The 26,284-nt window shown below is 61.5% G+C and carries 22 protein-coding genes; 7 read left to right on the plus strand and 15 right to left on the minus strand.

Annotated features, from left to right (window positions below; translation table 11 throughout):
• Positions 1-258: 258 nt before the first annotated feature.
• Both ACR9Y2_RS39940 and ACR9Y2_RS39945 read right to left on the minus strand, forming a co-directional pair.
• Entirely contained in the window at positions 259-1,425 is a 1,167-nt protein-coding gene (locus tag ACR9Y2_RS39940) for an IS91 family transposase (protein ID WP_435039121.1), read from the minus strand.
• A 4-nt stretch (positions 1,426-1,429) separates the two neighbouring features.
• Positions 1,430-2,329 (minus strand): tyrosine-type recombinase/integrase, encoded by a 900-nt coding sequence (locus ACR9Y2_RS39945; protein WP_435039120.1) that lies wholly within the window; start codon positions 2,327-2,329, stop codon positions 1,430-1,432.
• 218 nt (positions 2,330-2,547) lie between these two features.
• Between ACR9Y2_RS39945 and ACR9Y2_RS39950 the strand changes: the two genes are divergently transcribed.
• Genes ACR9Y2_RS39950 through ACR9Y2_RS39965 form a run of 4 tightly spaced genes read left to right on the plus strand, consistent with a single transcriptional unit; the run spans position 2,548 to position 6,722 of the window.
• On the plus strand, positions 2,548-3,525 hold the full coding sequence (locus tag ACR9Y2_RS39950) for a hypothetical protein (protein WP_435047542.1): 978 nt from the start codon (positions 2,548-2,550) through the stop codon (positions 3,523-3,525).
• 57 nt (positions 3,526-3,582) lie between these two features.
• Positions 3,583-5,316 carry an HAD-IIIC family phosphatase gene (locus ACR9Y2_RS39955; protein WP_435047543.1) on the plus strand — a complete coding sequence of 578 codons (1,734 nt, stop codon included), beginning with the start codon at positions 3,583-3,585 and terminating at the stop codon, positions 5,314-5,316.
• The gene (locus ACR9Y2_RS39960; RefSeq protein ID WP_435047544.1) at positions 5,309-5,551 is read left to right on the plus strand and encodes a hypothetical protein; all 243 of its coding nucleotides are present in this window, start codon (positions 5,309-5,311) and stop codon (positions 5,549-5,551) included. Before ACR9Y2_RS39955 ends, ACR9Y2_RS39960 begins: the two co-directional genes overlap by 8 nt.
• The gene (locus ACR9Y2_RS39965) at positions 5,538-6,722 is read left to right on the plus strand and encodes an SDR family oxidoreductase (protein WP_435047545.1); all 1,185 of its coding nucleotides are present in this window, start codon (positions 5,538-5,540) and stop codon (positions 6,720-6,722) included. Before ACR9Y2_RS39960 ends, ACR9Y2_RS39965 begins: the two co-directional genes overlap by 14 nt.
• 18 nt (positions 6,723-6,740) lie before the next feature.
• On the opposite strand, the gene ACR9Y2_RS39970 is transcribed toward ACR9Y2_RS39965, so the two are convergent.
• On the minus strand, positions 6,741-7,787 hold the full coding sequence (locus tag ACR9Y2_RS39970) for a hypothetical protein (protein WP_435047546.1): 1,047 nt from the start codon (positions 7,785-7,787) through the stop codon (positions 6,741-6,743).
• Complete coding sequence (locus ACR9Y2_RS39975) at positions 7,784-9,007, minus strand: glucosamine inositolphosphorylceramide transferase family protein (RefSeq protein ID WP_435047547.1); 1,224 nt, start codon at positions 9,005-9,007, stop codon at positions 7,784-7,786. Before ACR9Y2_RS39975 ends, ACR9Y2_RS39970 begins: the two co-directional genes overlap by 4 nt.
• Before the next feature lie 610 nt (positions 9,008-9,617).
• On the opposite strand from ACR9Y2_RS39975, the gene ACR9Y2_RS39980 reads away from it, so the two are divergent.
• Both ACR9Y2_RS39980 and ACR9Y2_RS39985 read left to right on the plus strand, forming a co-directional pair.
• Positions 9,618-10,364 carry a TylF/MycF/NovP-related O-methyltransferase gene (locus ACR9Y2_RS39980; RefSeq protein ID WP_435047548.1) on the plus strand — a complete coding sequence of 249 codons (747 nt, stop codon included), beginning with the start codon at positions 9,618-9,620 and terminating at the stop codon, positions 10,362-10,364.
• Positions 10,365-10,985: 621 nt separating this feature from the next.
• Positions 10,986-14,171, plus strand: a complete 3,186-nt coding sequence (locus ACR9Y2_RS39985; protein ID WP_435047549.1) for a hypothetical protein — start codon at positions 10,986-10,988, stop codon at positions 14,169-14,171.
• A 6-nt stretch (positions 14,172-14,177) separates the two neighbouring features.
• On the opposite strand, the gene ACR9Y2_RS39990 is transcribed toward ACR9Y2_RS39985, so the two are convergent.
• From ACR9Y2_RS39990 to ACR9Y2_RS40040, 11 genes are all read right to left on the minus strand, one after another.
• On the minus strand, positions 14,178-14,954 hold the full coding sequence (locus tag ACR9Y2_RS39990) for a class I SAM-dependent methyltransferase (RefSeq protein ID WP_435047550.1): 777 nt from the start codon (positions 14,952-14,954) through the stop codon (positions 14,178-14,180).
• Positions 14,955-14,995: 41 nt separating this feature from the next.
• On the minus strand, positions 14,996-16,561 hold the full coding sequence (locus ACR9Y2_RS39995) for a lipopolysaccharide biosynthesis protein (RefSeq protein ID WP_435047551.1): 1,566 nt from the start codon (positions 16,559-16,561) through the stop codon (positions 14,996-14,998).
• Positions 16,528-17,415: a glycosyltransferase family 2 protein gene (locus tag ACR9Y2_RS40000; protein WP_435047552.1), complete on the minus strand. Its 888-nt coding sequence runs from the start codon at positions 17,413-17,415 to the stop codon at positions 16,528-16,530. The genes ACR9Y2_RS39995 and ACR9Y2_RS40000 overlap by 34 nt, the downstream gene beginning before the upstream one ends.
• A complete protein-coding gene (locus ACR9Y2_RS40005; protein WP_435047553.1) occupies positions 17,406-18,464 on the minus strand; it encodes a hypothetical protein in 1,059 nt (352 codons plus the stop codon). Before ACR9Y2_RS40005 ends, ACR9Y2_RS40000 begins: the two co-directional genes overlap by 10 nt.
• Before the next feature lie 23 nt (positions 18,465-18,487).
• Positions 18,488-19,204 carry a transaldolase gene (locus tag ACR9Y2_RS40010; protein ID WP_435047554.1) on the minus strand — a complete coding sequence of 239 codons (717 nt, stop codon included), beginning with the start codon at positions 19,202-19,204 and terminating at the stop codon, positions 18,488-18,490.
• Between the two features lie 821 nt (positions 19,205-20,025).
• Complete coding sequence (locus ACR9Y2_RS40015) at positions 20,026-21,039, minus strand: FkbM family methyltransferase (RefSeq protein ID WP_435047555.1); 1,014 nt, start codon at positions 21,037-21,039, stop codon at positions 20,026-20,028.
• A gap of 2 nt (positions 21,040-21,041) precedes the next feature.
• Positions 21,042-21,599: a D-glycero-alpha-D-manno-heptose-1,7-bisphosphate 7-phosphatase gene (locus tag ACR9Y2_RS40020; protein WP_435047556.1), complete on the minus strand. Its 558-nt coding sequence runs from the start codon at positions 21,597-21,599 to the stop codon at positions 21,042-21,044.
• A gap of 1 nt (position 21,600) precedes the next feature.
• A complete protein-coding gene (locus ACR9Y2_RS40025; RefSeq protein WP_435047557.1) occupies positions 21,601-22,197 on the minus strand; it encodes an SIS domain-containing protein in 597 nt (198 codons plus the stop codon).
• A gap of 4 nt (positions 22,198-22,201) precedes the next feature.
• Positions 22,202-22,918 carry a sugar phosphate nucleotidyltransferase gene (locus ACR9Y2_RS40030; RefSeq protein ID WP_435047558.1) on the minus strand — a complete coding sequence of 239 codons (717 nt, stop codon included), beginning with the start codon at positions 22,916-22,918 and terminating at the stop codon, positions 22,202-22,204.
• Between the two features lie 29 nt (positions 22,919-22,947).
• A complete protein-coding gene (locus tag ACR9Y2_RS40035) occupies positions 22,948-24,237 on the minus strand; it encodes an O-antigen ligase family protein (RefSeq protein ID WP_435047559.1) in 1,290 nt (429 codons plus the stop codon).
• 12 nt (positions 24,238-24,249) lie between these two features.
• A complete protein-coding gene (locus tag ACR9Y2_RS40040; protein ID WP_435047560.1) occupies positions 24,250-25,230 on the minus strand; it encodes a GHMP family kinase ATP-binding protein in 981 nt (326 codons plus the stop codon).
• A 94-nt stretch (positions 25,231-25,324) separates the two neighbouring features.
• Between ACR9Y2_RS40040 and ACR9Y2_RS40045 the strand changes: the two genes are divergently transcribed.
• Positions 25,325-26,281 (plus strand): NAD-dependent epimerase/dehydratase family protein, encoded by a 957-nt coding sequence (locus ACR9Y2_RS40045; protein WP_435047522.1) that lies wholly within the window; start codon positions 25,325-25,327, stop codon positions 26,279-26,281.
• Positions 26,282-26,284: the final 3 nt, after the last annotated feature.

Genomic DNA, 26,284 nt, shown 5'->3' on the forward strand with positions numbered 1-26,284 from the left:
CTCAGGGCTTGGCGATATGGGTTTTGCTTGGTTCGCCAGTTGGTTTGGCTGTCCGGGCTTGGTGTTCCGGCTCCACGAAGATGGCTCCGCGAACTCTTCGCGTAACGCCGGCCGATGGCAATGCCGGCTGACGCCTTCCGTTCGGTCGCAATGGGAGTTGACGGCTTCCTTCTGGCGGGAGTTGAGTGGTTCCGAACACACTCCAAGTTGCAGCCCAATGCCGGGTCGCTTCCAGACCTGTGGGCGAAGCCGATGGCCTCATGAGGAGTTCATCTCCCGGCAGCGGTACAGGCGCGGCAGCAACACCTCTACCCTCTGCATTTGACCGGTCTCGCAGACTGGGCAGCGCAGGTAGGGAGCCATGAGATCCGGTCCACTCGGCACATGGATTGCTGGGGCAAGTGGCGCCTCTGGCGGCCGTGCCCCGGGCAGTAGTCGGCGGCAATGGGCCAGGTTGGCCTGTTTCTGCCGGCTCGCCAGCAGACCATAGTGACGGATCCGCTGAAAGCCCGGCGGAATGGTATGCAGCAGGAAACGCCGGATGAATTCACCCGCCTCCAGCGTCATGGTGCGGTGCCGGTCTTTGTTCTTGGCGCGGTAGTTCTTATAGCGGAACTTCACCTGCTCGCCGTCCATGCCGAGGAGTCGGTTATTGGAAATGGCCACGCGATGGGTGTAGCGGCCGAGATAGTCGAGCACCTGGGCGGGACCGCCAAAAGGCGGCTTGGCGTAAACGACCCATTCGCGTTTTGACAGCCGTGCCAGCAATGGACACAGATCGCCGGCTTGCTGCAGTTGGCCTTTGTCGAAAGCGCGGCGAAGGGCATCAAGAACCAGGCGCCGGAAGAGGCGCGACAACACACGGACGCTAAGAAAGAAACCCGGACGGCAGCTGATCCAGCGCTCACCGTCCGGGCTGAGGCCGCCGCCGGTGACAACGCAGTGGACGTGCGGGTGCAGCAGCAGGTTCTGTCCCCAGGTGTGGAGGATCGAGAAGAAGCCGATGCGGGCGCCGAGATGGCGGGGATCGGCCGCGATGGTCAGCAAGGCCTGCGCACTGGCCTGAAACAGGATGCCGTAGACGACGGCCTTATTGCGCAAGGCCAGCGCGTTGAATTGGTCCGGGATGGTGAAGACGACGTGGAAGTAGGGGACTGGCAACAGTTCGGCCCGCCTGTGCTCCAGCCACCGGTTGCGCTCCAGATTCTGGCACTTCGGGCAGTGGCGGTTGCGGCAGGAATTGTAGCTGATGCGTTGATGCTGGCAGTGGCTGCAGCGCTCCACATGGCCGCCGAGAGCGGCAGTGCGGCAGGTTTCGACCGCCTGCATCAGCCGGAGTTGCTGAACGGGCAGACGCTGCCGGGCGCGAAACCGTTCGCCATGGCGGCGGAAGATGCTGGCCACCTCAAGGGTTGGCCTCGGCAAGACTTTAGCCGGGCAACTGCACTGTCTGATTCTTCGGCGGACGGCCGCGCTTTCTCTTGGGCGGCGCCTCGGCGGGCAGGCTGTCCAGAGGGCTCACGATGCGAGCCACGGTCTGCGGGGAGATCGTGATGTAGCGTGCGGTGGTGTCGATTCGGGTGTGGCCGAGCAACACTTGAATGGCGCGCGTATCGGAGCCGTTTTCCAGCAGATGAGTGGCAAAGCTGTGCCGCAGCAGGTGGGGTGTCACGTGTTTGGTGAGCCCCGCCATTTGAGCCGCCTGGCGGCACACCTGCTGCACGCTGGCCGGCTGGAGATGCGTGCCCGCCTTGGTGCCGGGGAACAGCCAGTCGACCGGGTGCTGGAGTTTCCAGTAGGCGCGCAGCAAGCTGAGGAGGCGGGCGCTGAGGACGGTGAAGCGGTCCTTGCCGCCCTTACCCTGCTCGACGTGGATGAGCATGCGGCCCGAGTCGATATGGGCGGCCTTGAGCGAGACGGCTTCGGAGATGCGGAGCCCGGCGCCGTAGCAGAGCATCAGCACGACACGGTGCTTGAGGATGTGGATGTGGCTGAAGAGCCGGACCACCTCGTCGGCACTGAGTACGGACGGCAGCTTCTGGCCGACTTTCATGCGTCCGAACTGGGCGTTGCTCCAAGGCATTTCCAGGGTAACGGTATAGAGGAACTGGACGGCGGAGAGAAAGCAGTTGATGGATTCGGGTGACAGTTGGCGCTGCTCGATGAGGAACAACTGGTAGTTGCGGATGTCGTCGAGGCCCAGCCTGGCGGGGCTGAGGCCAAAATGATTTGCAAAGTCAGCGACGTAGTGGATATAACTACGCTGGGTTCCGGCGGAAAGGTTCCTCATCTGCATGTCTTCGAGCATGCGTTGGCGCAAGAGGCTCATGGTCGCTCCTTCAATCGACAAAGTGGGTTGCGGATAACAACCAACTTGAGTGTGAGCCTGGAGCCGGTTTCGCCGGGGCCCGATGATCGCAGGGAGTTCGGAAAAGGCCGAGGGGGGATACCGCGTTAGCGGTTTAGTTCACTGGCATTTCGGGCCACGGTATAATATGGCGTTACCCTCGATTCAGCCGGCCCGGCCGGAAAGGAACTCCAGCCTCTTTGTCCCAGCGTGTGATTGGCAGTATTTTGCAGGGCGCCTACGGCGACTACTACGAGCAGGCGACCTGCCTGAAGCACTATCTACGGTCACAGCCCGGGCTGCGGTTGAAGCTTTACGCTGGTGACGCGCACCGTCTGGAAGAGTTGCGTGTCCTGGACTTCTCCTTCGCCGAGTCCTTCGAGCACTGGGGGTCGATCCGCGAGGACTCGGTGGACGATTTCTGGCAGTTTCAGTCCGCTGACGGCGAGTTTCGCGCCGACATCTTTCCCCATCTGCCGGCACGTGCACAGGCCATGATCGACCGGTTGCCCAATCTGCTTCCTTGGCGCTACCTGCCCAAGCTCATGCCGCTGGACGAGGCCGGCCGCATCAACCTCAGCACGGAAGGGCTGGACCGGCTGCCGGAAGTCCTGCGCCAGAGCGGACTTAGTGAAGCGATCTTCCAGAAACCCACCGTCTCGTTTCTGTGGCGGCACCGGCGGCCCGGCACCGCTATCCAGCCGTGGCTGCAGCAGCCGGCTGACCTGCTGGCGGAAAAGTACTCCCGCGCCTTCTCCGAACTCATCCGCCGTACGGGTTGCCATGTCCTGGTCTTCGGCATGAAGGTTCAGACCACCGAGGCGAACCGCCACCGCGTGGGCAGCAAGTTCGCCGATTTCGGGCTGGATCTGCCCGCTGCCAACTGCACCCATATGCAGGGTTTAAGCTGGGGCGTCGAACTCGAAATCGCCCGCCGCACGACGGTCTGCTGCGGCCACCCCTCCGGCTTCACCGAGGCCCTGGACCTGTTGCGCAACGACGTCCTGCTGGTGGACCCGCTGCCTCACTATCTGTTGAAACTGCTGAAGTACCGCATGCCTTTCTTCCGGCACAACACACCGGCCGGTTTCCTGGGTTTATGGCGTTTCCGGAGCACCGAAAGGTCCCTGGTGAGAGAACTGGAACGGCGGCTTCGTTCCGCTAGTGAGACCAAATAGCGGAGACCGGCGTTTCACCAGGATTTTTCACATCCCGCGGTATCATCAACAAAGATAATGACACTAGGCCAAGCCCTTGCCCTCATCAAACTGGAATCGGAGGCAGATCAACGGCGCAGGATCTTCCTGGTGTGTGGTTTTCAACCCCTGCACCTGGTCACCTTCCTCAAGGGGCATTTTGCGGAGCGTTTCCCTAAGCAGGCAGCTGAAATCCTGACGGGTTTGTATGGCGACCTTGGCGGTACTTTCACCGCCGCCGCCGAATCGCAGGCGGAAGCTGCGGCCGTCGTCATCGAGTGGAGTGATCTGGACCCGAGATTAGGGCTGCGTAGCGCGGGCGGCTGGGCGCTTTCCGTCCAGGCGGATATTCTTGAGAGCTGCCGTGAGCAATGGGCCCGCCTTCTCAAGGGGTTGAAGGACCTTGCTGCCAAAATGCCCGTGGCCCTGGTTCCACCGACTTTGCCAATGCTCTTCCTGGGGCACACGGCTGGTTGGCAGGCGAGCCCCAATGAGTTGGAGTTGCAGAAACAGGCCGCTAGCTTCCTCGCGGAAGCGGCGGGCATTGGTGGCGTCTCCGTTCTCAGTTGCTCCAGTCTGGCGAGTGTCAGCCCGGAGCCATTACGGCTGGATGCGCAGATGGAGATGATTGCCGGTTTCCCCTATAGCATCGCGCATGCCTCCGCCGTGGCCAGTCAGGTGTTAAACCTGCTATTTCCACCGCCCCCCATGAAGGGCCTCATTACGGATTTGGACGATACTTTTTGGTCCGGTCTTGTAGGCGAGGTGGGCGTGCAGGGTGTGAGTTGGAGCCTCTCTGAACACTCCCAGATTCATGCGCTCTACCAGCAGATGCTGCGCCACCTTTCCGAGATGGGCGTGCTGCTTGCCATCGCGTCGAAGAATGAGCAGGCTGTAGTCGAGAAAGCATTGAAACGGGACGACTTGCTTGTTCCGGCGGAGTCGTTTTTCCCGGTCAGTGCGAATTGGGGTCCCAAATCCGATACCGTCGCCGAGATCCTCCGCGTTTGGAATATTGGCGCTGACAGTGTTGTGTTTGTGGACGACAGCGCGATGGAGCTGGACGAGGTCCGGTCGGCATTCCCGGCGATGAAGTGCCTGCAGTTCTCGAAGAAACAACCGGCGAAGACGCTGGGGCTGCTGAAACAGTTGCGCGACCTCTTCGGCAAGGCCGCGGTGCATCGGGATGACTCGTTGCGCCAGGCCAGTATCCGGGCCAATGCCACCCTGCAATCTTCGCTGGGCCAGACCCCCGCGGCGGAGTTTGTCCAAGGCCTGCAAGGCAGGGTCACATTTGATTCGCGGAAGGATCCTTCCAACAAGCGGCTTCTCGAACTGATCAACAAGACCAACCAGTTCAACCTGAACGGTGTCCGCCTGAGTGAGGGCGAGTGGCTTAAGCTCTTGGAAGACGAGGCGGCCGAGGTGGTTGGTGTTTCCTATGAAGAGAAGTTCGGTCCGCTCGGCACCATTGGTGTACTGGCCGGATATCATGCCGGCGACCAGTTTGAGGTAACCAGTTGGGTGCTCAGCTGCCGGGCGTTCTCACGCAGGATCGAGCACCACATGTTGAGCTATCTTTTCAATCAGCTCCGTGTTGGGGCCGTCCGGCTGGCTTTCCGTCCCACAGAGCGCAACCAGCCCCTGCAGAGCTGCCTGGAATCATTCGGACTGGCCATCGACGACGGCTCCGCGGCCCTTCTGTCGCGAGAACAATTCCAGAGCCATATTGAGTATTTGCCGCATGAAGTGCGGCTGCAAAACAATGACTGACATCCAATCCAGAGTCTCCCAGTGCTTCCTGAATGTCTTCCCCGATCTGACGGCCGCCGATTTGCCTCGGGCCAGTCAGGCTTCCCTCACCCAGTGGGATTCGGTTGCCCACGTAACCCTTCTGTCGGCGATTTCCGAGGAGTTTCAGCTCGAGTTGGATGAGGAGTCCTTCGAATCGCTGACCTCTTACCTGCTGATCGTTGATTCCGTGGAGAACCAAGTTGGACAGAGCTGAAGCGCGGGTCCTCGACGCATCCGAGATCGCCGTTGGCCTGAAGGCCTCTTTTGAGAGACAGGTCACGGGCGAAGACGTCGAGAACTTTGCCACTCTATCCGGCGACCACAACCCGCTCCATACCGATGAGAGTTATGCCGGGCAGACCAACTATGGCCGGCGTATTGTTCACGGGGCATTTCAGATTGGGCTGGCTTCCACAATGGTGGGCATGCACCTGCCCGGGCGGAATGTGGTGGTTGGCTCGATGCGCTCCCGCTTCCCGACCCCGCTCTTCTTCCCCTCCAACGTCATAGTCCAGGGGGAGATTACCACCTGGCTGCCACAGGCAGGGAATGGTACGGTCCGGGTCCGGGTTATTGAAAGTTCCCAGTCGATCCTGACAGCGGAGATTCATGTCGGTTTCAGCCTGCACGAAAACAGGCAGAAATCCGTGAGCACAGGACCATCGGTGGCCAAAGATACCGGTCTCCCGGTGGTGGTCCTGACAGGAGCGGGCAGCAGCATCGGTTTGCACCTGTTGCAGCGGCTGTCCTCTTCCTATCACGTGCTTGGATTAGTCCGCTCGCGTTCGCGAACGGCCGAGTTGCTCGGCGAGAACAGCGCCGAACTGGTGGAGTGCGACCTCATGAATGAGGATTGGGAATCGGCAGCGGACGCCGCCCTCGGCGATCGCCCGGTATGCGGACTGATTCACGCCGCCTGGCCCGGCGCGCCCCAGGGCGGATTGCTCGGACTGGATGCGGAAACCGTCTCCCGGCAGGTCGAATTCGGCACACTGACAACCATCCGCCTGGCTCGCTGGCTGGTGCGCCACACCCGGGATTCGGGCCGCATGGTGGTTCTTGGTACGACGGCTGCAACAATCAAACCGGCTTTGAACCTGGCTGCTTATTCACTCGGCAAAGCCGCGATGGAACAGACGGTACGCCTTCTCGCGCCGGAGCTGGCCGGCAAGGGAATCTCCATCAATGCGGTGCTCCCCTCCTTCATGCCGCAGGGGATGAACAACGCGAAGACCCGTCACGCCGTGCTGACGGAAACCGCCAAGGTGCCGCTGGGCCGATTGTGTACGCCTGCCGATATCGCGGGCAGCATCGAATATCTGCTCTCAGAGAGCGGCGCCTTCATGACCGGCCAGATCCTGCCACTCACCGGCGGCCAGCTGTAGCCGCAGAGTACGTCCCGCTCAGGCCCAATAGCTGCGCTGATCCGCGTGCAGATACGCGGCGTCGCTATCGATCATCTGGAAGCGAATCGGCGCGGCTGGCAGCTCTACGCCTTTGCCAGGCAGAAGGCGGAGGGTTGATTGCCCGCGGGCATGAAAGCCGCAATCGGTGAGTGCCTGGCTGGTAACTGGGTCGCTGCCCATGGAGACCACTTCCGCGATGGATGGGTTGCGGCTCGCCTGCGTTATCGCCAGTTGAAGGAGAATGCGCCAGGCCTCTCCTCCTTCTTCTCCATCGATATAGAAATCCACGATGCGGGCCTGGCTGGGCGTATACGCCAGCATGAAGTAGCCGCGGCTGGAACCGTCTTTTGTGACCGAGTACAGCTCCATTGGCGCAGCCGGGCACTTCAGAAAGTAAGCGGCAGTCTTCGCATTTCTTTCAAAGAGGGAGATGCCCTCCCCGGGCCGCGGCCATCGTACGGCGGCTGACTCCAATTGTTCCGGCGCGATGCGCTGTGCACCCCATCCCTGCGTCCGAATCGAGGGGGCCTGCAACGACCACAACAAAGCCCTGGCAAACTGCGCTCCCGCACGCAAGCCCGCTTTCTGGCCTGCCAGCCGCCGCAGCGGCCTGATCGGCCTGGCAAACCTGGTCACCTCTCCAAGAGTTTTGAACCCGAGCGCCGGCAGCACTTTCTGCGTCATCTCGCTGCCGCCAACAACCAGAACCGCATCCACCATTTGCGCGATTCGTTTTAGAAGGGTTACGCCGCTCCCGACCGACCCCGGATCGGCAGCCCAATCGATGAGGTGGACTGTCCTGAGCCGCTGGTGGGCATTCACCAACGAGAGGGCCACGGCGCTGGCATGCGCCACAATCCCATCTTCCCTGGCCATCACAAAGCCGCGGGAGCCCGTCCAGCCAGGATATTCTTCCCAGCATTTCCAGTGCAGGTGCCTTGGCGCAGTCAGGGGTGAGCCTGGATCCAGCTCGAAGATGCGTTGCAGAAACGCTGCAACCGCAGGCCCGTCACCCGGGTCAGTCTGTCGGAATTGGGACTTCATTGACCGTATCGAATTCCGTCGATCACCTGAAATGCGGAACTCTCATTCCAGGTATGGGTTCCCAGCAGTCCCGGCGCCCAGGTTGGCGGAATCTGGCAGACCAGGTGCTCCTCAAACTCATGCGGTGTCAGTTTGGTCACCTCATTCACCGTGATGCCATACCCGTAGCGGACTGAACAGTCCTGCGTTGTTCGAAACAGCCGTCCCTGCCGCCAGAAAAGGTGTCCGGCGGAACGGCAGCTTAGTACTGAGGTGGATATTGGATTGCCCGGATGGAGGCTCCAGGGGCCCTCCAGCCGGGTGGCTGAAAACAGCAGGGTTTCCATGAAGGGCTCGGTCGTGGTGGTAAAGATATACCAGAGCCCATCCACTGAGATGGGCGTCGTGTCCACGAGCGCCACACCCTCAATGGGAGAGGCAACCAGTTCCAGCTCCCACGGGAAGCGCGAGAAGCGGTAGAGGTCGATGCGTTTTGCTTCTGATGTTTCAGGCAGCAGAAACAGTTCGCCGTCCGAGGGCACAACACATGGATAAGAGAGGTGATAGGGCCGCTCCAGGAGTATCTTCATCTCCGAGCACGAGCCGTTCTGCAGTACCTCAACACACCCCAACCGGCCCCGGGACTGTCCCTTTGCCACCTCTTCAAACAGCAGGTACTGGCGGCCGCCGGCCTCCCACAAAAAGGGATCAGCCATGGCGTCCACCCCTTCAGGCAGGGGAACATCTGTAAACCCGTTCAAGTCCAGCTGCGCCGGATCGGTGATGGAGTTGCCTCGATTCGGCCGCAGCGCCACAAACCAGTTCTTCTTTTTCTTCCCGACCGACCAGCGCAGATAGGCGCTCCGCGCCAGTTTCTTCACAACAAACTGAGCCGCGTCCAGGTTCGAAGGATAGTCAAGCCGGGCGCCCACCTCGAGCCGTTCCGCAGCCACCCCGCCAGCCCATCGCATAAACTGCTCGCTGTCACGCTGAATTTCCAGACACAGGCCGGCGAGCAGCCTGATGGCGGCCACCAGGGGTTGTTCCGCATTCTCAGTGACAAAAAGCCCTTGCGAGGTGGACGTTTCAGCTTTCCGAATCGGGCGGCCCTGCTCGAACGAAGAGTCGTGCCAGAAGACGGTTAAGCTGGAGGTCACACTGCCGTTGGCTACCTCATCCCAAAAATGGATGGCCTGGTCACGTTCGCCCAGCCGGATGCTGAAAACTCCATTTCTAGCCAAACTCCGGAGAGGGATATTGGGGCCCTGGCGGCTGGCAAGCCAGATCAGCACTCCGTAATCACCCGCCCTGATGTCATCAATGGATTCGAAGGCGCTGGTACCGGTTCCATCAGCCGCGACAACACCAAACGGATCAAATCGTGCCCGGCTTGCAGAGTAGAGACGGTCTACCAGCCAGCCTGGCCTCTTCGACACGGAAAGAGGTTGAGGAGAGAATGTGCAAAGGTGAACCTCAATTCCCCGTAATTGCTTCAGGAATGCGAGGAGCGCGTTCACCCAGGGCGAGGGTTGATTGGAATCAATCACCACTCCGACCCGGAGCGGCGGCGTGTCCTTGGACACGGTACTTTTAAATGGCAACAATAACGTCGCCTGCTCCGGCATCAGGATCATGAGTGCTCGATTCTCCATTGTAGAACGCACTACCGGACCGGACGCGTTTATATGGCTCAGCGGAGAGTTGTGCGGAAGCAATAACTGTGCGGCTCCTGACACACCCTGCCAGGCGCCCGATCGTGGGATTCAGACTGGTCCGGCGGCTGCTCAGGGTTCGGTTACCGGATTGCGCCCGTTCCGGCAGAAGGCGGCCACTCCGTGCTAGCGTGATGAGATGCTAAAAACAGCAAAACGGCTTGCAAAGCCCGTGCTGCAGAGGCTTACGGCCTCTTTCTACCCGCATCGGCCCCTCGCGACGTGGCCGCCGTTTGTAGGTCGAATCCATGGCATTAGTGTGCCCCGCGGCGTTGTACCGCACCCTGAGCCGCAACCTATCGGCTCCGCCAACATCAATAACGTCCTATCGCTTTTCGACAGAACACGCAACGTTCCGGGCGAGATCGCAGAGTGTGGAGTGTACAGGGGTTCCACCCTGGTTTCATTAGCCATGTATGCGGCCCAGCAAGGTGTCCGGAAAGCCATCCACGGCTTCGATTCCTTCGAAGGGTTCGCTGAGAGTATTGTCAGCGACCAGCAGCTTGGAGGCGCCGATATCGACTGCAAGCACCCGGGCGGCATGAATGAGACATCTTATGAGCTTGTGGCGGGTAAGTTGAAATTATTCGGCCTGCACAACGTTGAACTCCATAAAGGTTTTTTTGAACATACGCTTCAACAATGTTCAGCCTTGTCTTTCTCCTTCGTTCATCTTGATTGTGACGCTTATGACGCCTACATGGACTGCATGAAGTTCTTCTACCCGCGGCTGTCCCGTGGCGGTGTGATACTTTTCGATGAATACAATGATCCGCCGTGGCCAGGCTGCAATAAGGCGATTGATGAATACCTTGCTGATAAGCCAGAACGTTGCGAACCAATCGCCCACGATAATTTTGTGAAGTACTTCATCGTGAAACAGTAAGGTATAGCGGCGATCCGCAGCCAGGGGGGCGCCTCAACGCCGGCCCCCATCCTGGCTGATAGTGTCAGCATGGCAGCACTGCCGATCCCGGCCCTTGATCCCACCTCTTCCCTCTTGAAATCAGCGCGTCAGCCAGCGGCCAGCCGCTTCTGGTTGTCAGGGCCGCTCCTCACCAACGCCGGGCAACTTGGTGCGGCATACAAGGCGAATTGTTCCGCGGATGACACGTAACCCGGGCAGTTTCAGCAGCCCGTACGACTCAGCCTTCACCACGGGCCCTGATAACCAGTCCTCCATCAGGGTCAGCCATTCCGAACCTGTCTTACAGTCCAATCACACCCCTGGCGGACGGGTTTCAACCGGGACAGGCTATCATAGTCAGGAGAATCGCTTGAACGAGGCCTGGTTCTTGCCAGGAAAATTTCGGGATGACGATTGGGGATAATTCGACTGGGGTGAACAATCGTGTGCCAGGCAAGTTCCTCCCGGGTTGACACCGATGACGTCGGGCTGGAGAGTAAGACCCTTATGAAGCAACATTCATGGCTCCCTGGATTCATTCTTTGTGTGTTCGTCCTCACACTTTTTCCAGGCGCTCAGTGTTCTGCCCAAAAACTCCTGATGACCGCGGATGACGAGACCGCCATGCGCGACGCTGTCGGCAGCAACTCTCTTCAGTGGCAGGCTCTCAAGACCCGTTGTGATGCGCAGGTGAATACACCGGTTCGTGAAGTACAGCCCAACCTCCAGGCGGGCAACATCCTGGCTAACCAGTCCAATGGGCCTTTCGCCTACAATCTGGCGATCATATCGCCCGGCTACGAGACGGGCGACTGGACCCGCGCCATTGCGGAGCTCTCCCTGTGCTACGTAGCAACCATCAAGAATGCTGGTTTCTCCAACCAGACGCGAGCTGCCGCCTATGGAGCCAAAGCCAAAGATATCCTGATGGCGGCCAGTGTCCCGGCGCCCCGCCTTTATCGTGATATCCCTGTTTCGCCCATCCTCGTCAAGGATGGAGTGGGCACGATTGTCACCCCCCATGGCGTCACGGTGGGCTGTCCCAACGGCAGTTGCCCGGGTTGGTGGTTCACGATCGAAGGCAGTGGCAGCCCTGATCTCGATGGCGACCAGCAGGTTCTGCCTTCGGTCACCAGCCTCATGATCAAATTCTCCACTCGCGCGGCGGATGGCGTTTATGTCCCCTCGCGCCTGCGGTACCGGATCTTCACCGATGCCGTGCCTCATGCGACGAGCATGCTGCGGATCGTGTCCGGCTCGCCGACACGGATCGACACCGTGCAAAATACCGTAGCGAACGGCGGTTCCGTCACCTGGTTGGTGGGCAGCCAGGTTCGCGTGGCTGGCCTGACCGATTCCTGGGCCGGCATGAACGGCACCTGGACAGTGACCAAATCCGCTGCTAACACCACGCTATGGATCGACTACAGCAGTAGTTCCACTCAGAACAGCATCCCTTTGGGCGCCACGGTCACTTATCCGGCCCAGCCACTCCAGTTCTACCTGCCAAACAATATCAGTCTGCGTGTGGGCGATCTCATTGATGTGGAGGGTATTCAGGGCTGCCCCGAGGCCAATGGCACATGGCGGGTCTCTTCGCTCACAAAGCCGATGTCGGTGACGAAGCCGGACGGCTCTCCCGCCCCGTCCATCGATGGCACCTGCTCCTCCAATGCTCCGCTCGTCTCCTCTGATTTCGGGTATCACCTCCGTCACCTTCCCAGAACTTTGGCCATGGGCTATTCCTGGCTCGCGCCACTGCTGAGTGACGAGGAGAAACGGCGGGTGCGTGACAAAGCGGTGGAACAATGGAAACTGCTCAGCGAGTACCCCTCCTCAGGCAACTGGGTACACCCGCTCCAGAACTATTACACTTCCTCCTACACCAGCTTCGTGCAGTGCGCCGCGGCCTTTGGCGCCGATACCGATCCGCGCCTGAAGGCCTTTATCGATCAGCAATTTACGCTCATGCGTGATTACTACAATGCATGGGCCGCGCAGGGCGGCTATCCGCAGGGATTGCGCGATTACGGCTGGGAGGAGATCAAACGGATCTATACGGCGGCCCTGGCCGAGTACAAAGCCGGCGTCGACTGGTCAGCCGCTCCTTACGATTTTCGCTGGCTGAACGGCACCATGCAGTATCTGTTCGGGTTTGTCACACCGGACGGATCGCAGCTCGAAGATTACGGCTATGTCTCCACGTTGGGTGGCACCACCACCCCCTATGATGTCGAAATCAGCCAGGGGGCAACCCTGCCGATGGCCGCCTGGGCCAACGCTGTCGGTCATCCCGACGCGGCCCGCATGAGTCAGTTCCACTTCCAGGCCGCCAGTACCGTGCAGGGCCTGCACAGCAGTAAGGCCGCCCCCATCGCCTACACCAATGCTTTTCTGGCCGGGATTCGTTCCGAAGAGTGGATGGATTTCCTGCTGCAGCGCGACTCCTGGCCGCAGGCGGACTGGACACCTAAAGAGCCTACCTACTATGGGTTGAGCGGCGACTACGCCGTCACTCGCACCGCCTGGAACGATCCCAACGCCGTCTATGTCACGTTGATGGGCAATATCTTCATCGATCACGTGCCGCAGGGTAAGCAGAAAATGAAACTCGGCGAGATCACCGTGCGGCGCGGCGGCACCAAGCGCCTGGTGGGCACCGCTGAAGGTTTCGTCGCCCGGCACAATGCCAAAGCCGTGGTGGATGAACTGCACAACACAGATGCCTACTCCAACCAGACCTGGATGAAGCTCAATCGCTTTTACAACGGTCTTTGGGCGGCCGCGCCCGGCGGCTTCGGTGGTTCCCAGAACTTCGAAAACTGGTGTGTGGGCGGCTCGATTGACAGAAACTCCCGCCTGATCCCGGGTATGGATGCCACCATCCTGCGCATGGACGACAGCGCCCGGCCGCGCATTGATCTGCGCATCGACGCCGTCGATTACGTCTACTGGCGTGCTCCCCAGCTCGAGTGCTACTACACGCTGGGCTCCAAATACTCCTCGGATCTCCTCAACCATGTTCAGTCGTGGACCCGCGAAGTCCTCACGCTACGGCCCCAGGGCGTCGTGGTGGTCCGGGATCGGACCACTGTCCGGACCCCCAATGACGAGTACTTCATCAATTGGGTGGTGCCCCAGGGCGGAGCCATGAGCACCACAGCCTCGGACAATCCGCTGGCCCGCTTCACCGTCTCCAATGCCGAATTGGGCGGTGACATCGGCGCTATCACCTTTGTCACACCGGACCGCGCTGCTGTCACCCAGACCGATTGTGTCCGCCCCCTGGGCGAAAGCTACAAGTCCTGCGACCGTCTGGAAGTCCGGCCGGCGGAAGGCAGTTCCAGCCGCGACAATGAGTTCGTCACAGTGATCGATGCCAGCGGGGATTTAGGCAATCTAGCCACCGTGGAACGGCGCCCGGCCACCGGAGGCACCGCCGTCGAGATCAGCGGCTACTCCGCTGTCGTTTTTGCCACCGCACACCGCGTCACTTACACGCTCAGCCGGCCCGGTGAGCGGCGCCATGTCATTAGCGGCCTCACTCCGGACGGCAAATACTGGGCCACGAACAGCGGCCAGGACTATACGGTGTCGCGGCAGGAAGGCGGCCTGGCCCTCACCGCGGATAGCGCCGGCACGGTGAGCTTCACCACGGGGCCTGACGGAGCCGTCCTGGATCCGGCGCAGTCGGCGGCGCTCTTCCCTAAGCCTATCCTGCGCTATCCCCAGAAGTGGAAGCCGAAACAGTCCGGCGTTCATTCCGCGAAGAACAAGGGGAAGTAAGGCGCGCTAGCGCTTTACAGAGAGAAACACCCGCATCGGACCGCGATCGTCCTGGATGTCGTAGGCGGGTTCCAGCACCTGGTGTTCCACGGTCTCAAAACCCAGGGGCCGCAGCAGGTCCGGCAGGTCCGCGCCGTAGTCTGTGTATACCAGGCTGTCCACCGCCCGGTATGGGTCCTGGTGGTAAACCTTCGGCAATACATAAACGTCTTCCGGGCCCGACGTGTCGACGCGCGACACCGTAGGGCCCTCGCCCCGGTAGGGAATCGTGAAACAATGCACCCCGCCCGGCTTCAGCACCCGGGCGATCTCGGCAAAACCGTCCCACGGCTTGCGGACATGCTCCATGGTCTCCGAGCTGATCACGATATCGAAGCTTCCATCCCCAAAACTCAGCTTCTGCAGGTCCTGATTCCACACCCGGGGCCGGATCTCCGTTCCGAACGGCCGGTCGGACATGTAAGCACTACAGCAGTAGTTTGGATGCGCCTGGAGGCGGCGGCAGATGGGACTCGTCGTGGTCAGTTCGTAGATGTGTGCGCCCTGCGCCAGCCGTTGCGCCGGGTCCTGCCCGAAATGGCGGGTCAACACATGGTAGATGGCGCGGTATTTCGGTGTACTGCGGCAGGCCAGGCAGGCACGAATCCAGCGGTCCTGCGGCACCGTACAGACAAACATCGTGGGACGCCCGCAGATGTTGCAACGGCTGCGCCAGAAATCCCAGCGGTGGTGGTGCGGATGGGCGAGAACATCAAAAATTCGGCGGCTGGTCTTGGCAATCATGCTTCGGCTGTCTTGGAACTCATTCAGTGTTGCATAGCGGTTCAGGCGCCCGCCGCTTCCCACGCCAGCAGGCGCATGCCGGCCGAGCGCAGCGGTTCCGGCAGTTTCCGTAGTACGCTTCCAAAGCGATCCAGATCCTGCTGGCGGATCAACCGGGCCCAGCGGATCAGCGGCAGTCCGACCACAACAGCGGACGCCGCGCCCAGCAGCAGGGCCAGCCAGGGCGGATCGATCCCGCTCAGCAGCCAGACGGGCACCGAGATCAACCCGCCGATGACGCTCGCCCGCACGGCCATCGAAGCTTCCGCTTCCACTTTCAGCACCCGGACACAGATTACCCAGAGCCCGACGCACGACACGGCCTGTGTCACGCCATTGGCGATAACGGCGCCCATCGCCGCATGCCGGGGGATCAGCACCAGGTCGAGGATGATATTCAAGGCAGCGCAGACCAGGCCCCAATAGACCAGCAGGTCCTGCCGGTCGTGCGCCTGCAACAGGGTCTGTGCGGGTACGCGCGATGCCTTGGGGATGGCCAGCACGGCGGCCACCGCGAACAGCGGAATCACCGCCAGGTATTGCCGCCCGTACAGGATGCGGATCATGGGTCCGCTCAGGGCCGCGCCGCACAGCAGCACCGGCGTCCCGAACAGCAGGGCATACCGCAGCGCGCTGGCGATGTAGGCATAGGACTTCGTGCCGCCCTTCCCGAAGTCGTTCAGGATGGAGATGCCCAGGCCTTGCGTGAAGATCTGCGGCGCCAGCAGCAGGCGCTCCACCATGCTGGTAGCCGTGGTGAAGAACGTCAGGTTCCGCGGATCGGCATTGAACATGCGGAGAAAGACCAGGTCGGAGCGGTCGAAGACCGTCAGCGAAAGGAGGGTCAGCAGCACACCCTGGCCCGAAAAGCGGAACATGCGCTGCTTCATTTCGTCCGGCAGGGGCTCGGCCTCAATGTCCTTCATCCAGCCCCTGGCCCGGCGCGATTTCAGCAGCAGCTCCAGGATGTAGCCGATCAGAATACCGCAGGCGATGCCGTCCACGCCCCAACCCATCACCAGGCTCAGCACCACCAGGGTTGTATAAACGCCGAGGTTGGCGAACGACCCCGGGAGGTTGCCCTGCATGTCGTCCCAGGACATGTTAGCCATGGCGGGCAGGAACGCCAGAATCCGCAGCGGCATACCGGCAATCAGCAGAAACGTACTGACGAAGTAGCTGCGCTCGGAGAAGAAATACGCCGCCGCAAAACACACCACGGTGAGCACCATGCTGATGCGGAACTGTACCCGCCAGCACGACTCGTACACCGACTTGGCCTTGCCTTCCTCACCGCGGCCGATATAGTCGGCCATGAACTTGCGCGCCGTCAGCGGCACGCCCATCGTGCCCAACATACCGGCCACACTGGTCAGGAAGTAGACGTAGTTGTAGTAGCCCAGCTTTTCCGGCCCGATCACACGGGCAATCGCGATGGAGGTGATGAACGAGGCGATGAAAGTGGTCACCATCTCCAGGCCGTACAGGAGAGAGTTGCGCGCCACCTCGACGCTGCGTGTCCTGGGCGCCCCGCTCAACGGCTGGCCGCCTTCCCCGGATTGCGCCATTCCGCCAGCAGAGTCCGCAGACGTTCCAGCCGCCCGCTGGGCACCGGCCACCAATACAGGCTGCGCAGTACGTACGAAGAGGCCGGTTCGCCGACGGCCCGCGCACCCACGGCGCCTTTGTAATAGAGCGCGCTCAGAATGCGGCGGCGCCACAGAGCCCGGCGCCAGCCCGTCAACCCGTTCAGCAGGGTGCCATCGACAATGGAGAGCGTCTGCTCGAGCATCATCTTGTACTTCCGGCTCTGGCTCGATTCCACCTCGTAGTAGCGCAAGAGAGGCTCATCGACATAGGCAACCGGATAGCGCTGCGAGAGGCGTACAAACAGGTCCCAATCCTCACAACTGCCGCGCAGCTTGTTGCTGAACCCGCCCAGCTCCAGATAGACATCCTTGCGGATACTGAACACCGGACCGGGGCAGACATTGCGCAGGCGCAGCGTGGGATAAAGTTTCTCCGGCGGAGGTGGATGCACCAGCCGGCCGCCCAGCCCGTCCACCGCGGTTAGATGAAGGGCGGAATAGATCAGGGTTGCTTCCGGTTTCGCCGCCAGCGCCGCGCGATGCAGCTCAATGCGGCGCGGCATCCATTCGTCGTCGTGGTCCAAAAAGCTCAGCCACTCGAAACGCGCCTCGCGAGCGCCGCGGTTGCGGGCGGCCGACGTGCCGCCGTTCACCTGGCGGATATAGCGCACCTGGTCACCAAAGACGGCCACCGCCTGCTCCGTATGGTCCGTGGAACCGTCGTCGATCACAATCAGCTCATCCACCGGAGACGTCTGCGCCAGCACGCTGCGGATGGCGCGGGCCAGCAGCTCCGGGTTGTTATAGGTGGGGATAATGGCGCTTATCCGCATGGCACTCCATCCGGACGCAGTCCAGCCGAGGCCAGGGCCTGGCACCGCATCCCGTAAGCCGTGACATAGCGCAGCTCCAGACTCCGCCTCACGCATTCGCCTTCCAGCAGCGTAAACAGCGTATCCAGTTGTCCGTCCAGCAGGGCCGAGGCATTCTTTTCGGGCGCTCCATGCGCGAACAGCTTGATAAACACATCGCCGCCCACTCGCGGAGCCACCGCCAGCCACCTCTCCAATCGCGCCTGTGTCATGGGTAGATGACCCGCTATTTCGCCAATCTCGACCTTCGGCACCCAACGTTGCGGGATAGGCCGCCCCGTCTCCCAACGCAGGGCAAACGGCCCCGGAATCATGAGCAGCGCACCCGCCGGCGCCTTCCCTGCCCCCAGCAGCGGACCGCGGTCGTACGACTTCGGCCGCGCTGCATCGTCCACCGCCCAGTACAGCCGGTTCAATTGACGCGCCTGCGTGGGTGAGGGGCCGGACGGCATGGTGAAATCCGCATAACACCCCAGCTGTTCCAGCAGGGTGATTTCGTTGTTCAACCCGCACCAGCGGCCGTCGGGACGCGAATTGTCCAGCGCCCAGTTGCCATGGATAAAGCCGAACATCAACCGGCCGTTCTCCTTGCGCAGCAGGCCGTGACGCGTGTGCAGCGTCTCCAGGTAGCGGCTCACCAGGTCGCGAAAGTGCTCTTCCGTATCGTCGTCATGATGCAGGTGCACTTCGACATCGGCGATGCCGGCCTCCGTCATGGCCGCCAGGGCGTCCAGATGCCACGTGCGATACTCTTCCTCCGGATAGAAGAAGGTGTACTTCGGCGGCTGGCCCGCTGAATCGGCATGCCGCCGTGCAATCTCCGGCCAGGTCCGGCTCCAGCGCGCCACCCGTTCGCGCGCCAGGTCTTCGTCGCTGTTCTTCCAGTAAGGCTCGTAGTGGTCTGTGAGAGCCACCCAGATACGGCGCGCGGGCGCCGCACTCAACGCCCCCATCCGGCTGCGAAGATATCCAGCCAACCAGACTTCGGCGTGCCGCGGTAATCGGATCATGATGCTGCTGAGAATCGCCCCGCCTAGAGCGTGAAACCGGACTGGCGGGCGTCCTCGTAAAACATCTGGACCGTCTCCTGCGAGTAGGTTTCCAGATCCTTGCCCACCAGGCTTAGTTTCTTCAGAACATCCGGCGTGGCCGTGATGATGTGGCAGCCCACCTGATCCGCCTGGAAGACGTTCAGCAGTTCCCGCGGACTGGCCCAGATGAGCTCCATCTGCGGATGCGGGCTCATGATCGCAACGGCCTCGGCCATCAGCGGCACCGGATCGACCCCGGTATCGGCGATGCGGCCCGCAAACACCGAGATATTGGACGGCGCGCCGCCCGTCAGGGCCTCCGTCACTTCGCGCACCTGCCGCAGGCTCAGCAGCGCCGTCACATTGCACTTCACGCCATCCTGCGACAGCCGCCGGATGAGCGGAGCCGCCGGCTCGCGGCGCGTGTTGGTGACGGGAATCTTCACATAGACATTCGAGCCCCAGGTCGCAATCCTGCGCGCCTGCCGCTCCATCTCCGCGAAGTCATCGGCAAACACTTCGAAGGAAATCGGCCGGTCCGGAATGGCGGCCAGAATGTCATGGGCGAAGGCCTCGTAATCCGTAATCGCGGCCTTGCGCATCAATGTCGGGTTCGTGGTGAACCCTTGAATCATGGGGTTGGCGTACAGCCCCAGCATGGCCGCCTTTTCCGCCCCGTCGGCAAACAATTTGACTTTCAAACCAGTGGTGCTCTGCACAGACGTCTCCGATTTCGCATCCTTCCGATATCCAATCAGAATCTCATAAACCGCCTGCTCTTCACCAGAACACGCCCTCTGCTCCACCCGCACAGGCAAGGCGGCCAGGCGTGAGGTTCTGCATTGGTCTCAGCCTGCTGATGACTCTCGGGGCGGTCGAGCACCTGACCAGTTGTCGCTGGGAACGTGAAAGAAATACACGGCTAGCGCTACTCAGATCTGCGCCCACTGGTAAGTGGGGCCAGTTATGGGGGGAATGCCCGAAACTGAACGCCTTCTCGTTTCCGGTCCCCACCGGTCGAACTATTTCTTACCCACATTTTCAATCGCTTGCGAACCACACGCACTCCTACCCTGGGAGGGAGGATTACAATCTGCACGCTGGATCCCAGGCCAAGCCTGCACCCAGCCGATCTTTGAATCCTGAACCTCCATGTCCACTCCGGAGGCGCACTGCGCCTCAACTCGGAAGGGGAGAGCGTCGTACAACTATGGTTGACCAAAGCCATTCCCCCCCCCCTTTTTTCTCGTAGAGATTCCTTCGGCCGATTCCCTTCAGCAACGATCGATCCACCGGCTTTGAGGGATCAAACCCATTTATTCCCGTTTTCTTCTCTCACTCAGGCAGAGACGATCCCGATCGCCGCCCTCGAGTCAAACAGCCCCACGGTGCGCGCAATCCACCGCCGCTGAGGGATCAAACCCATTCATTCTATTTTTATTCGCTCTCCGCGGAAGTGCGGTGCCACCCTCGTCGCCTGAGCTACTTGGGCATATGGAACCGAACTCGCCGGCGGGATACCCGAGCTTACTCGGCGTTTCTAGGCGCGCCGGAACAACAGCACGATGGGCAGCATATAGCTGCTCAGCAGGCCCGGGACGATGAGACGCGCCCCAATCGCCGTCTTTTGATATCCGGCCCCGGCCTCTCCGATGATGCCGCTCAATACGTCGGGGTCGTCCTTCAGATGATAGGCGGAAACCGCCAGCGTGGGCCGCAGCGAGCGCAGCGTTTTGGCCGCTCCGCGCAGCGCATTGCGTTCAGCGCCCTCAATGTCGAACTTGATGAAGTCCAGCCGCTCCAGCCCCAGCGTTTCGGCAATACGGTCGATGGTGGTCACTTCCAGCACCGGCCCTTCCGCCTTCTTCGCCGACACGACAAAACTGTCTCCGGCCGGAGAATCGCTCACGAACAGTTGGATCGTGGTCTCCTCATGCCAGACACCCTTCGGTACCAGCACCAGGCGCCCATCGGCCAGGGCCTCGGGACAGTTGCGGCGCAGGCACTCCAGGTTCTCGGCTGTGGGCTCGCTGGCAATCACCCGCGACGCACCGGCCGCCAGGGCCTCCCGAACAAAGGTACCCACATTGGCGCCGCAATCCAGCACCACATCGCCGGCATTGACGCCGGCCGGCCCGTGGCCGTAGATCTCCATCGACTCTTCCGCCAGCATCTCCAGCAGCGCGTCGCCGGCAATCTTGCGGGAAGGAATCCAGTACGCCCCCAGCGGCGTTTCCCACTTCTCATACCCGGCCGGATCCTTCTCCACCATGCGCGACGCCTGCCGCAGCCGCTCCACTTCGCACTCCATGGCGCGATCCTGCGCCGCATGCCGCAACGCCACGCTCAAGGGCACGCCCTGGGCCCGGCCAATCGCCCACAAAACCAGGCGGAATAGCGTGTGCCGGAACGCATAGACCACGGCCAATACGGCCGCCATGCCCGCCACAACCTGCCATTGGCCTCCGCTACCCAGCGCCGCCACGGCCAGTAACGCAGCCGCCACGACTCCGAAACGAACCCGCGAACTTCTCAGCAATTGCCCCCGTCCCATGCTCAGACACCCTCCTTACGCCCGACATCCTCCGCATTCTCGATCCAGCGTACCGCCTCCGGCAAGCTGGCCACGCGGGCATCGGGCGGTTGTCCCGGCCCCCGTTCCTGATACCCGGCATCGATCCAGACCGTGCGGCAGCCCGCCGCCGCGCCCGCATCCACATCCCGCCAGCGGTCGCCGATCATGTAGCTGCCCGCCAGGTCGATATCATAGTCGGCCGCCGCCAGGGTCAACAGGCCCGGCTTCGGCTTGCGGCAGTCGCAGCCGTCGCGGTCGTCGTGATAGCACACCCGGAACTCATCCACCGGCAGGCGCTCCGCCATATACCGGTGGATCGCCTCCACCGCTGCCCGCGTCTGTTTGCCGCGCGAAACGTCCGGCTGGTTGGTGACGACCAGCAGCAGGAATCCGCGTTGCTTCAACGCCTGCAGTCCTTCTGCCGCGCCCCCGGTCAGTTCCACCTCTTCCACACGGTCGGGAGGATAAGGCTTGCCATCCCGGATCACCGCCTGGTTCAGCACCCCGTCCCGGTCGAGAAATACAGCACGGCGGGCCACTTCAGCGTACCGATTCCCACTTCGTCTGTACCTGCTTCAGATCGGGATGCGACACCAGCAGGTGCCACACCACGGCCTGGAAGGCTTCGGCATGAGGCGTGGTATGCGTGACGTTCACCGTGGGGATGATCACACACGCGTCGGCCACCTGGGCGGTATAGCCGCCATCGCGCCCGACAATACCGAGAATGGTCGCGCCCACCTGCCGGGCATACTGCAGGGCCGCCACCAGATTGGGGCTGACGTTCTTTTCCAGGTTGCCGCCGCCCACCGACAAGATGAATACCGCGTCCTCGGCCCGCAGGCGGCTGGTCTTCAGCCAGCTCTCGAACACGGTGGCCCAGCCTTCGTCGTTCGTGCGGGCCGTCAATTCGCTGACATTGTCGGTGGGCGCATAGGCCTCCAGCCCGGTGATCTTGCGGAAATCGTTCACCGCATGCGAGGCATTGGCGGCGCTGCCGCCCACCCCCAGCAGGAACAACCGGCCCCCGCGGCTGCGCGTGGCGGCCAGCAACTCCACCATGCGGTTGATGGCTGCCTGGTCCAGGCCGCGAATCACTTCGATGGCCTCGTTCAGAAATTGTTCAGTGAAAGTCATGGCATCACTCTTTCTCTTTGTTCAAATACTCATCCAGCTCCTGTATGCCCGCAAAGGACCCGATTTCATAGAACCGCTCCTCCACTTCACGGCCATACAGCCTGCCGGCGGCCAGCAGGCGGCCATACAGGCCCGCCAGGTCAAAGGCCCCTTCGGCCGGCGCGAACTCCAGCAGGGCGTCCCGGTGAAAGCCGCCCAGCCCGTAATCGATATGCCGCATGCGCGGCGTGCGGTGCTGCTTGTCGTAGACCAGCAGCCGCCCGCCGGAAAACTCCACATTGCTGGTGTCCCAGCGCCCTTCGTTGTGAAACACCGTCATCAGCGCCGGCAGCCCGCTGGCCGCAAAATCGGCGTCGACGGCGGCATAACTCGTGGGCAGGTAGGAATCTCCATAAATCGTCAGAAACCGCTCGCCCAGCAGAGGCAACGCCTGGCGCAGGGCCCCGCCCGTGCCCGCCAGCGCCGGGCCGTCAAAACTGTACTCCACGTCCAACCCGAAGCGGCTGCCATCGCCGGCAAAATCACGAATCATCTCACCCAGGTAGCCGCAGCACAACACCACCCGGCGGGCGCCCTGCCCGGCCAGCATGCGCAGTTGATGCGCCAGAAACGGCTCGCCCGCCACCTCGATCAGCGACTTCGGAATCTTCTCGCTCACCGGCCGCAGGCGCGTGGCCAGGCCGCCAGCCAGAATCGCCACTGGAGGGAGAATGCTTACCATCGGATACGCTCCATCGCTCTTTGGTTCTGTCACACTCTGCCAAACCGGACCATCAGGTAAGCCAGGATCACCGTAGCCACCGCTGCTCCTACGCTCGCTGTCAGCCACACCTTCGGCCGGGGCACCAGAACCTGTCCCGTGGCCTGCTGGTGCAGATGCTCCACCACCGCGCCCATGCCCAATAGCACCAGCGGGAAGGCGGCGTATGTACGGGACAGAAACCAGGCCGTCGCCAGAAAGCCGATAATTGCGGTGCGCAGCGCCCGGGCCGTATTAGTCAGCGGATCCGTCGTGTCACTCACCGGCCGTGCCGCGGCAATCTTCCATAAAGGAATCAGGACCACCACGAAGAGCCCAAACCACAGCACAAAACCAACCAGCCCCAACTCCACCTGCGCCAACAGAAACGAATTGTGCGTGGTGAGTGAGGCGATATCGGCAAAACTGCCGAACCCGACGCCCATCAACGGCGAACGCTTGATCTCGCCCAATGCATCCGACCAGATGTCCAACCGGTCGGCTCCAGCCTCCAACGAGACGTCGCGCTGCATCAGCACTTTCGCATACACCAACAGCACAGCCCCGCCCACCCCGCCCGCCACCAGTGACCCGAACCAGCGGAACCGGTCCCAGACAGCCAGCACAATCATGATCAACAGCCCCACCAACGCGCCGCGGGAACGCGTCAAGTAGACGCCGAACAGCAGCAGCCCGAGGATCGGCGTGACAATCACCACGCGGACCAATGGCTTCCCCCGGCCCATCAGCAAAGTCAGCGGCATCAGGCAGACCAGGAACTGCGCGAAGTCGTTCGGATCGTTCATCAGGCCCAGGCCGCGAGTGCGCCGCATGCCGCCTTCCAATGCAGCCCGCGCCTCGTCCAGGGAACCCTGGAACATGACAAACGGCGTCTCCCGTGGACCGGTATAGAAATCAAGGATGCCCATCACGACAAAGAACATGGCCACGAACAGCAGCCCGGTTCTCAGGGCATTGATCTTGCCCAAAGAGTCCACATTTCCCACCACCATATAGAACACCGCGCAGGCCGGCAGGTAGGTCACCAACGCAGCCGGTGCCCCGCCAAACCAGCCGTGCATCAGGCGCGTAAACATGATGAACCCTGTGAATATGAGCAAGAACAGGACTTGGGTCTTGTAGTCGGCCATCACCCGCTGGCTGATAAAGGAAAATAGCGTCACTAACCCGGCCAGCCCCAACAACACCATGCCAATACGCAGCGACATCAGTGACGGAAACAGATCAGGCAGGGAGAGATGGTAGTAGACGATGTAAATCCAGGAGACGATGTAACCCATGCTTTTCCTGCGTCAACTGCGGGCGACGACGATGGCTCCCTCGAAATCAAACCGGAATCGCACTTCCCGCAACCCGGCCTCCCGCATCGCGTGGCGCAAACGGGTCTTCTCCTCACTGTAGAGCATCAGGAATCCCCCGCCCCCGGCCCCAATCAGCTTGCCGCCCAGCGCGCCATGCGCCCGCGCCATCTCATACCAGATGTCGATCTGTGAATTCGACATGCCCTGCGTGCGCGCCCGCTTGCGCTCCCAGTGCGTGTGCATCAGCGCCGCGAACTCGTGCAGGTCGCCCTTCTCCAGGGCCTCCCGGCTGCGATAGCCCAACTCCTTGGTGAAGTGCATGTTGTCGAGCATGGCGCTGTCGTTTTGCTTGCTGCGCTGGTCCTGGTCGCGCAGGATGTTGCTGGCGCTGCGCGTATACCCGGTGAAGAACAGGCACAGGTTGTCTTCCAGATTGGCCAGGGTCTCGGTATCGGCCTTCAACGCCTCCACCACCACCTTGCCGTCGCGTTGGAACGTGAAGCAGGAGACCCCGCCAAAGGCGGCGATGTACTGATCCTGCTTACCAATCGGCTCGCCCAACCGTTCAATTTCAATGTGACACGCCCGCTCAGCCAGGTCCGCCGGTGCTATGTGTTTGTTTTGTAAGGCGGTTAGACCACGCAGTAGTGCTGTCGTGAAACTGCCGGAGCTGCCCAGCCCCGTACCGGCCGGAATGTCCGACATCGAGGCGATTTCTATGTGGGTCTCAATGCCCACCAAGCCCAGCGCTTCCCGGATAATGGGGTGCTGCAGTTCCGACGCCCGCTGCACCTGCTCCAGCTTCGAGTATTTGGCAATCACCTGGTCCACAAAGGGCTCGTGCACCGTGATGTAGACGTGTTTATCGATGGCGGCTGCGATCAAGAACCCCTCATGTTCTTGATAATAAGAGGGTAAATCGGTTCCTCCTCCTCCTAGAGAGACACGCAAAGGACTCCTGGCAATGATCACCGGACAGATTCCTCCTTACGCCCAAGGGGCTCCAGTCAGTGTAACGCTCAGCCCGGCGCCGCGGATATGCTTTGATGGAAGGCTGGAGGATCCATTGCGCGTTTTCATTACCGGCGCCGCCGGCTTTATCGGAAGTTCCCTGGTCGATCGGTATCTGGAATTGGGCCATACCGTCGTCGGCTACGATAACTTCTCCACCGGGCAGGAGTCCTTCCTGGAAGGGGCCGCTAAAAACCCGCGCTTTCAGTTGGTTCGGGCCGACCTGGGCGAGTTTGAGACACTCCGCGCCGCCATGCGTGGAGCCGATCTCGTACTCCACCTGGCCGCCAACGCCGATGTCCGCTTCGGCACCGACCATCCGCGCCGCGACCTGGAACAGAACACCATCTTCACCTGGAATGTGGCCGAGTGCGCCCGTCTCGAGAAGGTGCCGCGCATCGGCTTCTCCTCCACCGGTTCCGTCTACGGTGAGGCCGCCGTCATCCCAACCCCGGAAGACTGCCCCATGCCCGTGCAGACCTCCCTCTACGGCGCCTCCAAGCTGGCCGCGGAGGGCATCCTGCAAGCCTACTCCGAAGGCTTCGGCATCCAGGTCTTCATCTTCCGCTTCGTCTCCATCCTGGGCGAACGCTACACCCACGGCCACGTGTTTGATTTCGTGAAGCGCCTGGGCACCGATCCAACCCACCTCCACATCCTCGGTAACGGATTGCAGCGCAAGAGCTATCTCTACATTCAGGACTGCCTCGACGCCATCGTCCTCGCCGTCGACAAAGCCGAGGGCAAAACCAACGTCTTCAACCTCGGCACCGACGAATACTGCGAGTTGAACGACTCAGTACGCTATATCTGCGGCCGCCTGGGTGTACAGCCCGAATTCTCCTATTCCGGCGGCGATCGCGGCTGGATCGGCGATAACCCGTTCATCTGGCTGGAGTGCTCCCGCATCCGGGCCCTCGGCTGGAAGCCCAAGCTGACCATCCGGGCAGCCGTCGAACGCACCGTCGATTACCTGGTCTCCAGCCCGGAACTGCTGCACGCCCGCGACTAGACG

The organism is Paludibaculum fermentans (assembly GCF_051172195.1).
Lineage (GTDB): Bacteria > Acidobacteriota > Terriglobia > Bryobacterales > Bryobacteraceae > Paludibaculum > Paludibaculum fermentans_A.

Bases quoted from the DNA above. Each gene is read 5' to 3' on its own strand.
- ACR9Y2_RS39985 (WP_435047549.1), top strand. From the start codon at position 10,986: ATGACCGCGGATGACGAGACCGCCATGCGCGACGCTGTCGGCAGCAAC.
- ACR9Y2_RS40035 (WP_435047559.1), bottom strand. From the start codon at position 24,237: ATGGGTTACATCGTCTCCTGGATTTACATCGTCTACTACCATCTCTCC.
- ACR9Y2_RS39980 (WP_435047548.1), top strand. From the start codon at position 9,618: ATGCTAAAAACAGCAAAACGGCTTGCAAAGCCCGTGCTGCAGAGGCTT.
- ACR9Y2_RS39955 (WP_435047543.1), top strand. From the start codon at position 3,583: ATGACACTAGGCCAAGCCCTTGCCCTCATCAAACTGGAATCGGAGGCA.
- ACR9Y2_RS40005 (WP_435047553.1), bottom strand. From the start codon at position 18,464: ATGATCCGATTACCGCGGCACGCCGAAGTCTGGTTGGCTGGATATCTT.
- ACR9Y2_RS39945 (WP_435039120.1), bottom strand. From the start codon at position 2,329: ATGAGCCTCTTGCGCCAACGCATGCTCGAAGACATGCAGATGAGGAAC.
- ACR9Y2_RS40015 (WP_435047555.1), bottom strand. From the start codon at position 21,039: ATGGGACGGGGGCAATTGCTGAGAAGTTCGCGGGTTCGTTTCGGAGTC.
- ACR9Y2_RS40030 (WP_435047558.1), bottom strand. From the start codon at position 22,918: ATGGTAAGCATTCTCCCTCCAGTGGCGATTCTGGCTGGCGGCCTGGCC.
- ACR9Y2_RS39990 (WP_435047550.1), bottom strand. From the start codon at position 14,954: ATGATTGCCAAGACCAGCCGCCGAATTTTTGATGTTCTCGCCCATCCG.
- ACR9Y2_RS40025 (WP_435047557.1), bottom strand. From the start codon at position 22,197: ATGACTTTCACTGAACAATTTCTGAACGAGGCCATCGAAGTGATTCGC.
- ACR9Y2_RS39970 (WP_435047546.1), bottom strand. From the start codon at position 7,787: ATGAAGTCCCAATTCCGACAGACTGACCCGGGTGACGGGCCTGCGGTT.
- ACR9Y2_RS39995 (WP_435047551.1), bottom strand. From the start codon at position 16,561: ATGGCGCAATCCGGGGAAGGCGGCCAGCCGTTGAGCGGGGCGCCCAGG.
- ACR9Y2_RS40000 (WP_435047552.1), bottom strand. From the start codon at position 17,415: ATGCGGATAAGCGCCATTATCCCCACCTATAACAACCCGGAGCTGCTG.
- ACR9Y2_RS39960 (WP_435047544.1), top strand. From the start codon at position 5,309: ATGACTGACATCCAATCCAGAGTCTCCCAGTGCTTCCTGAATGTCTTC.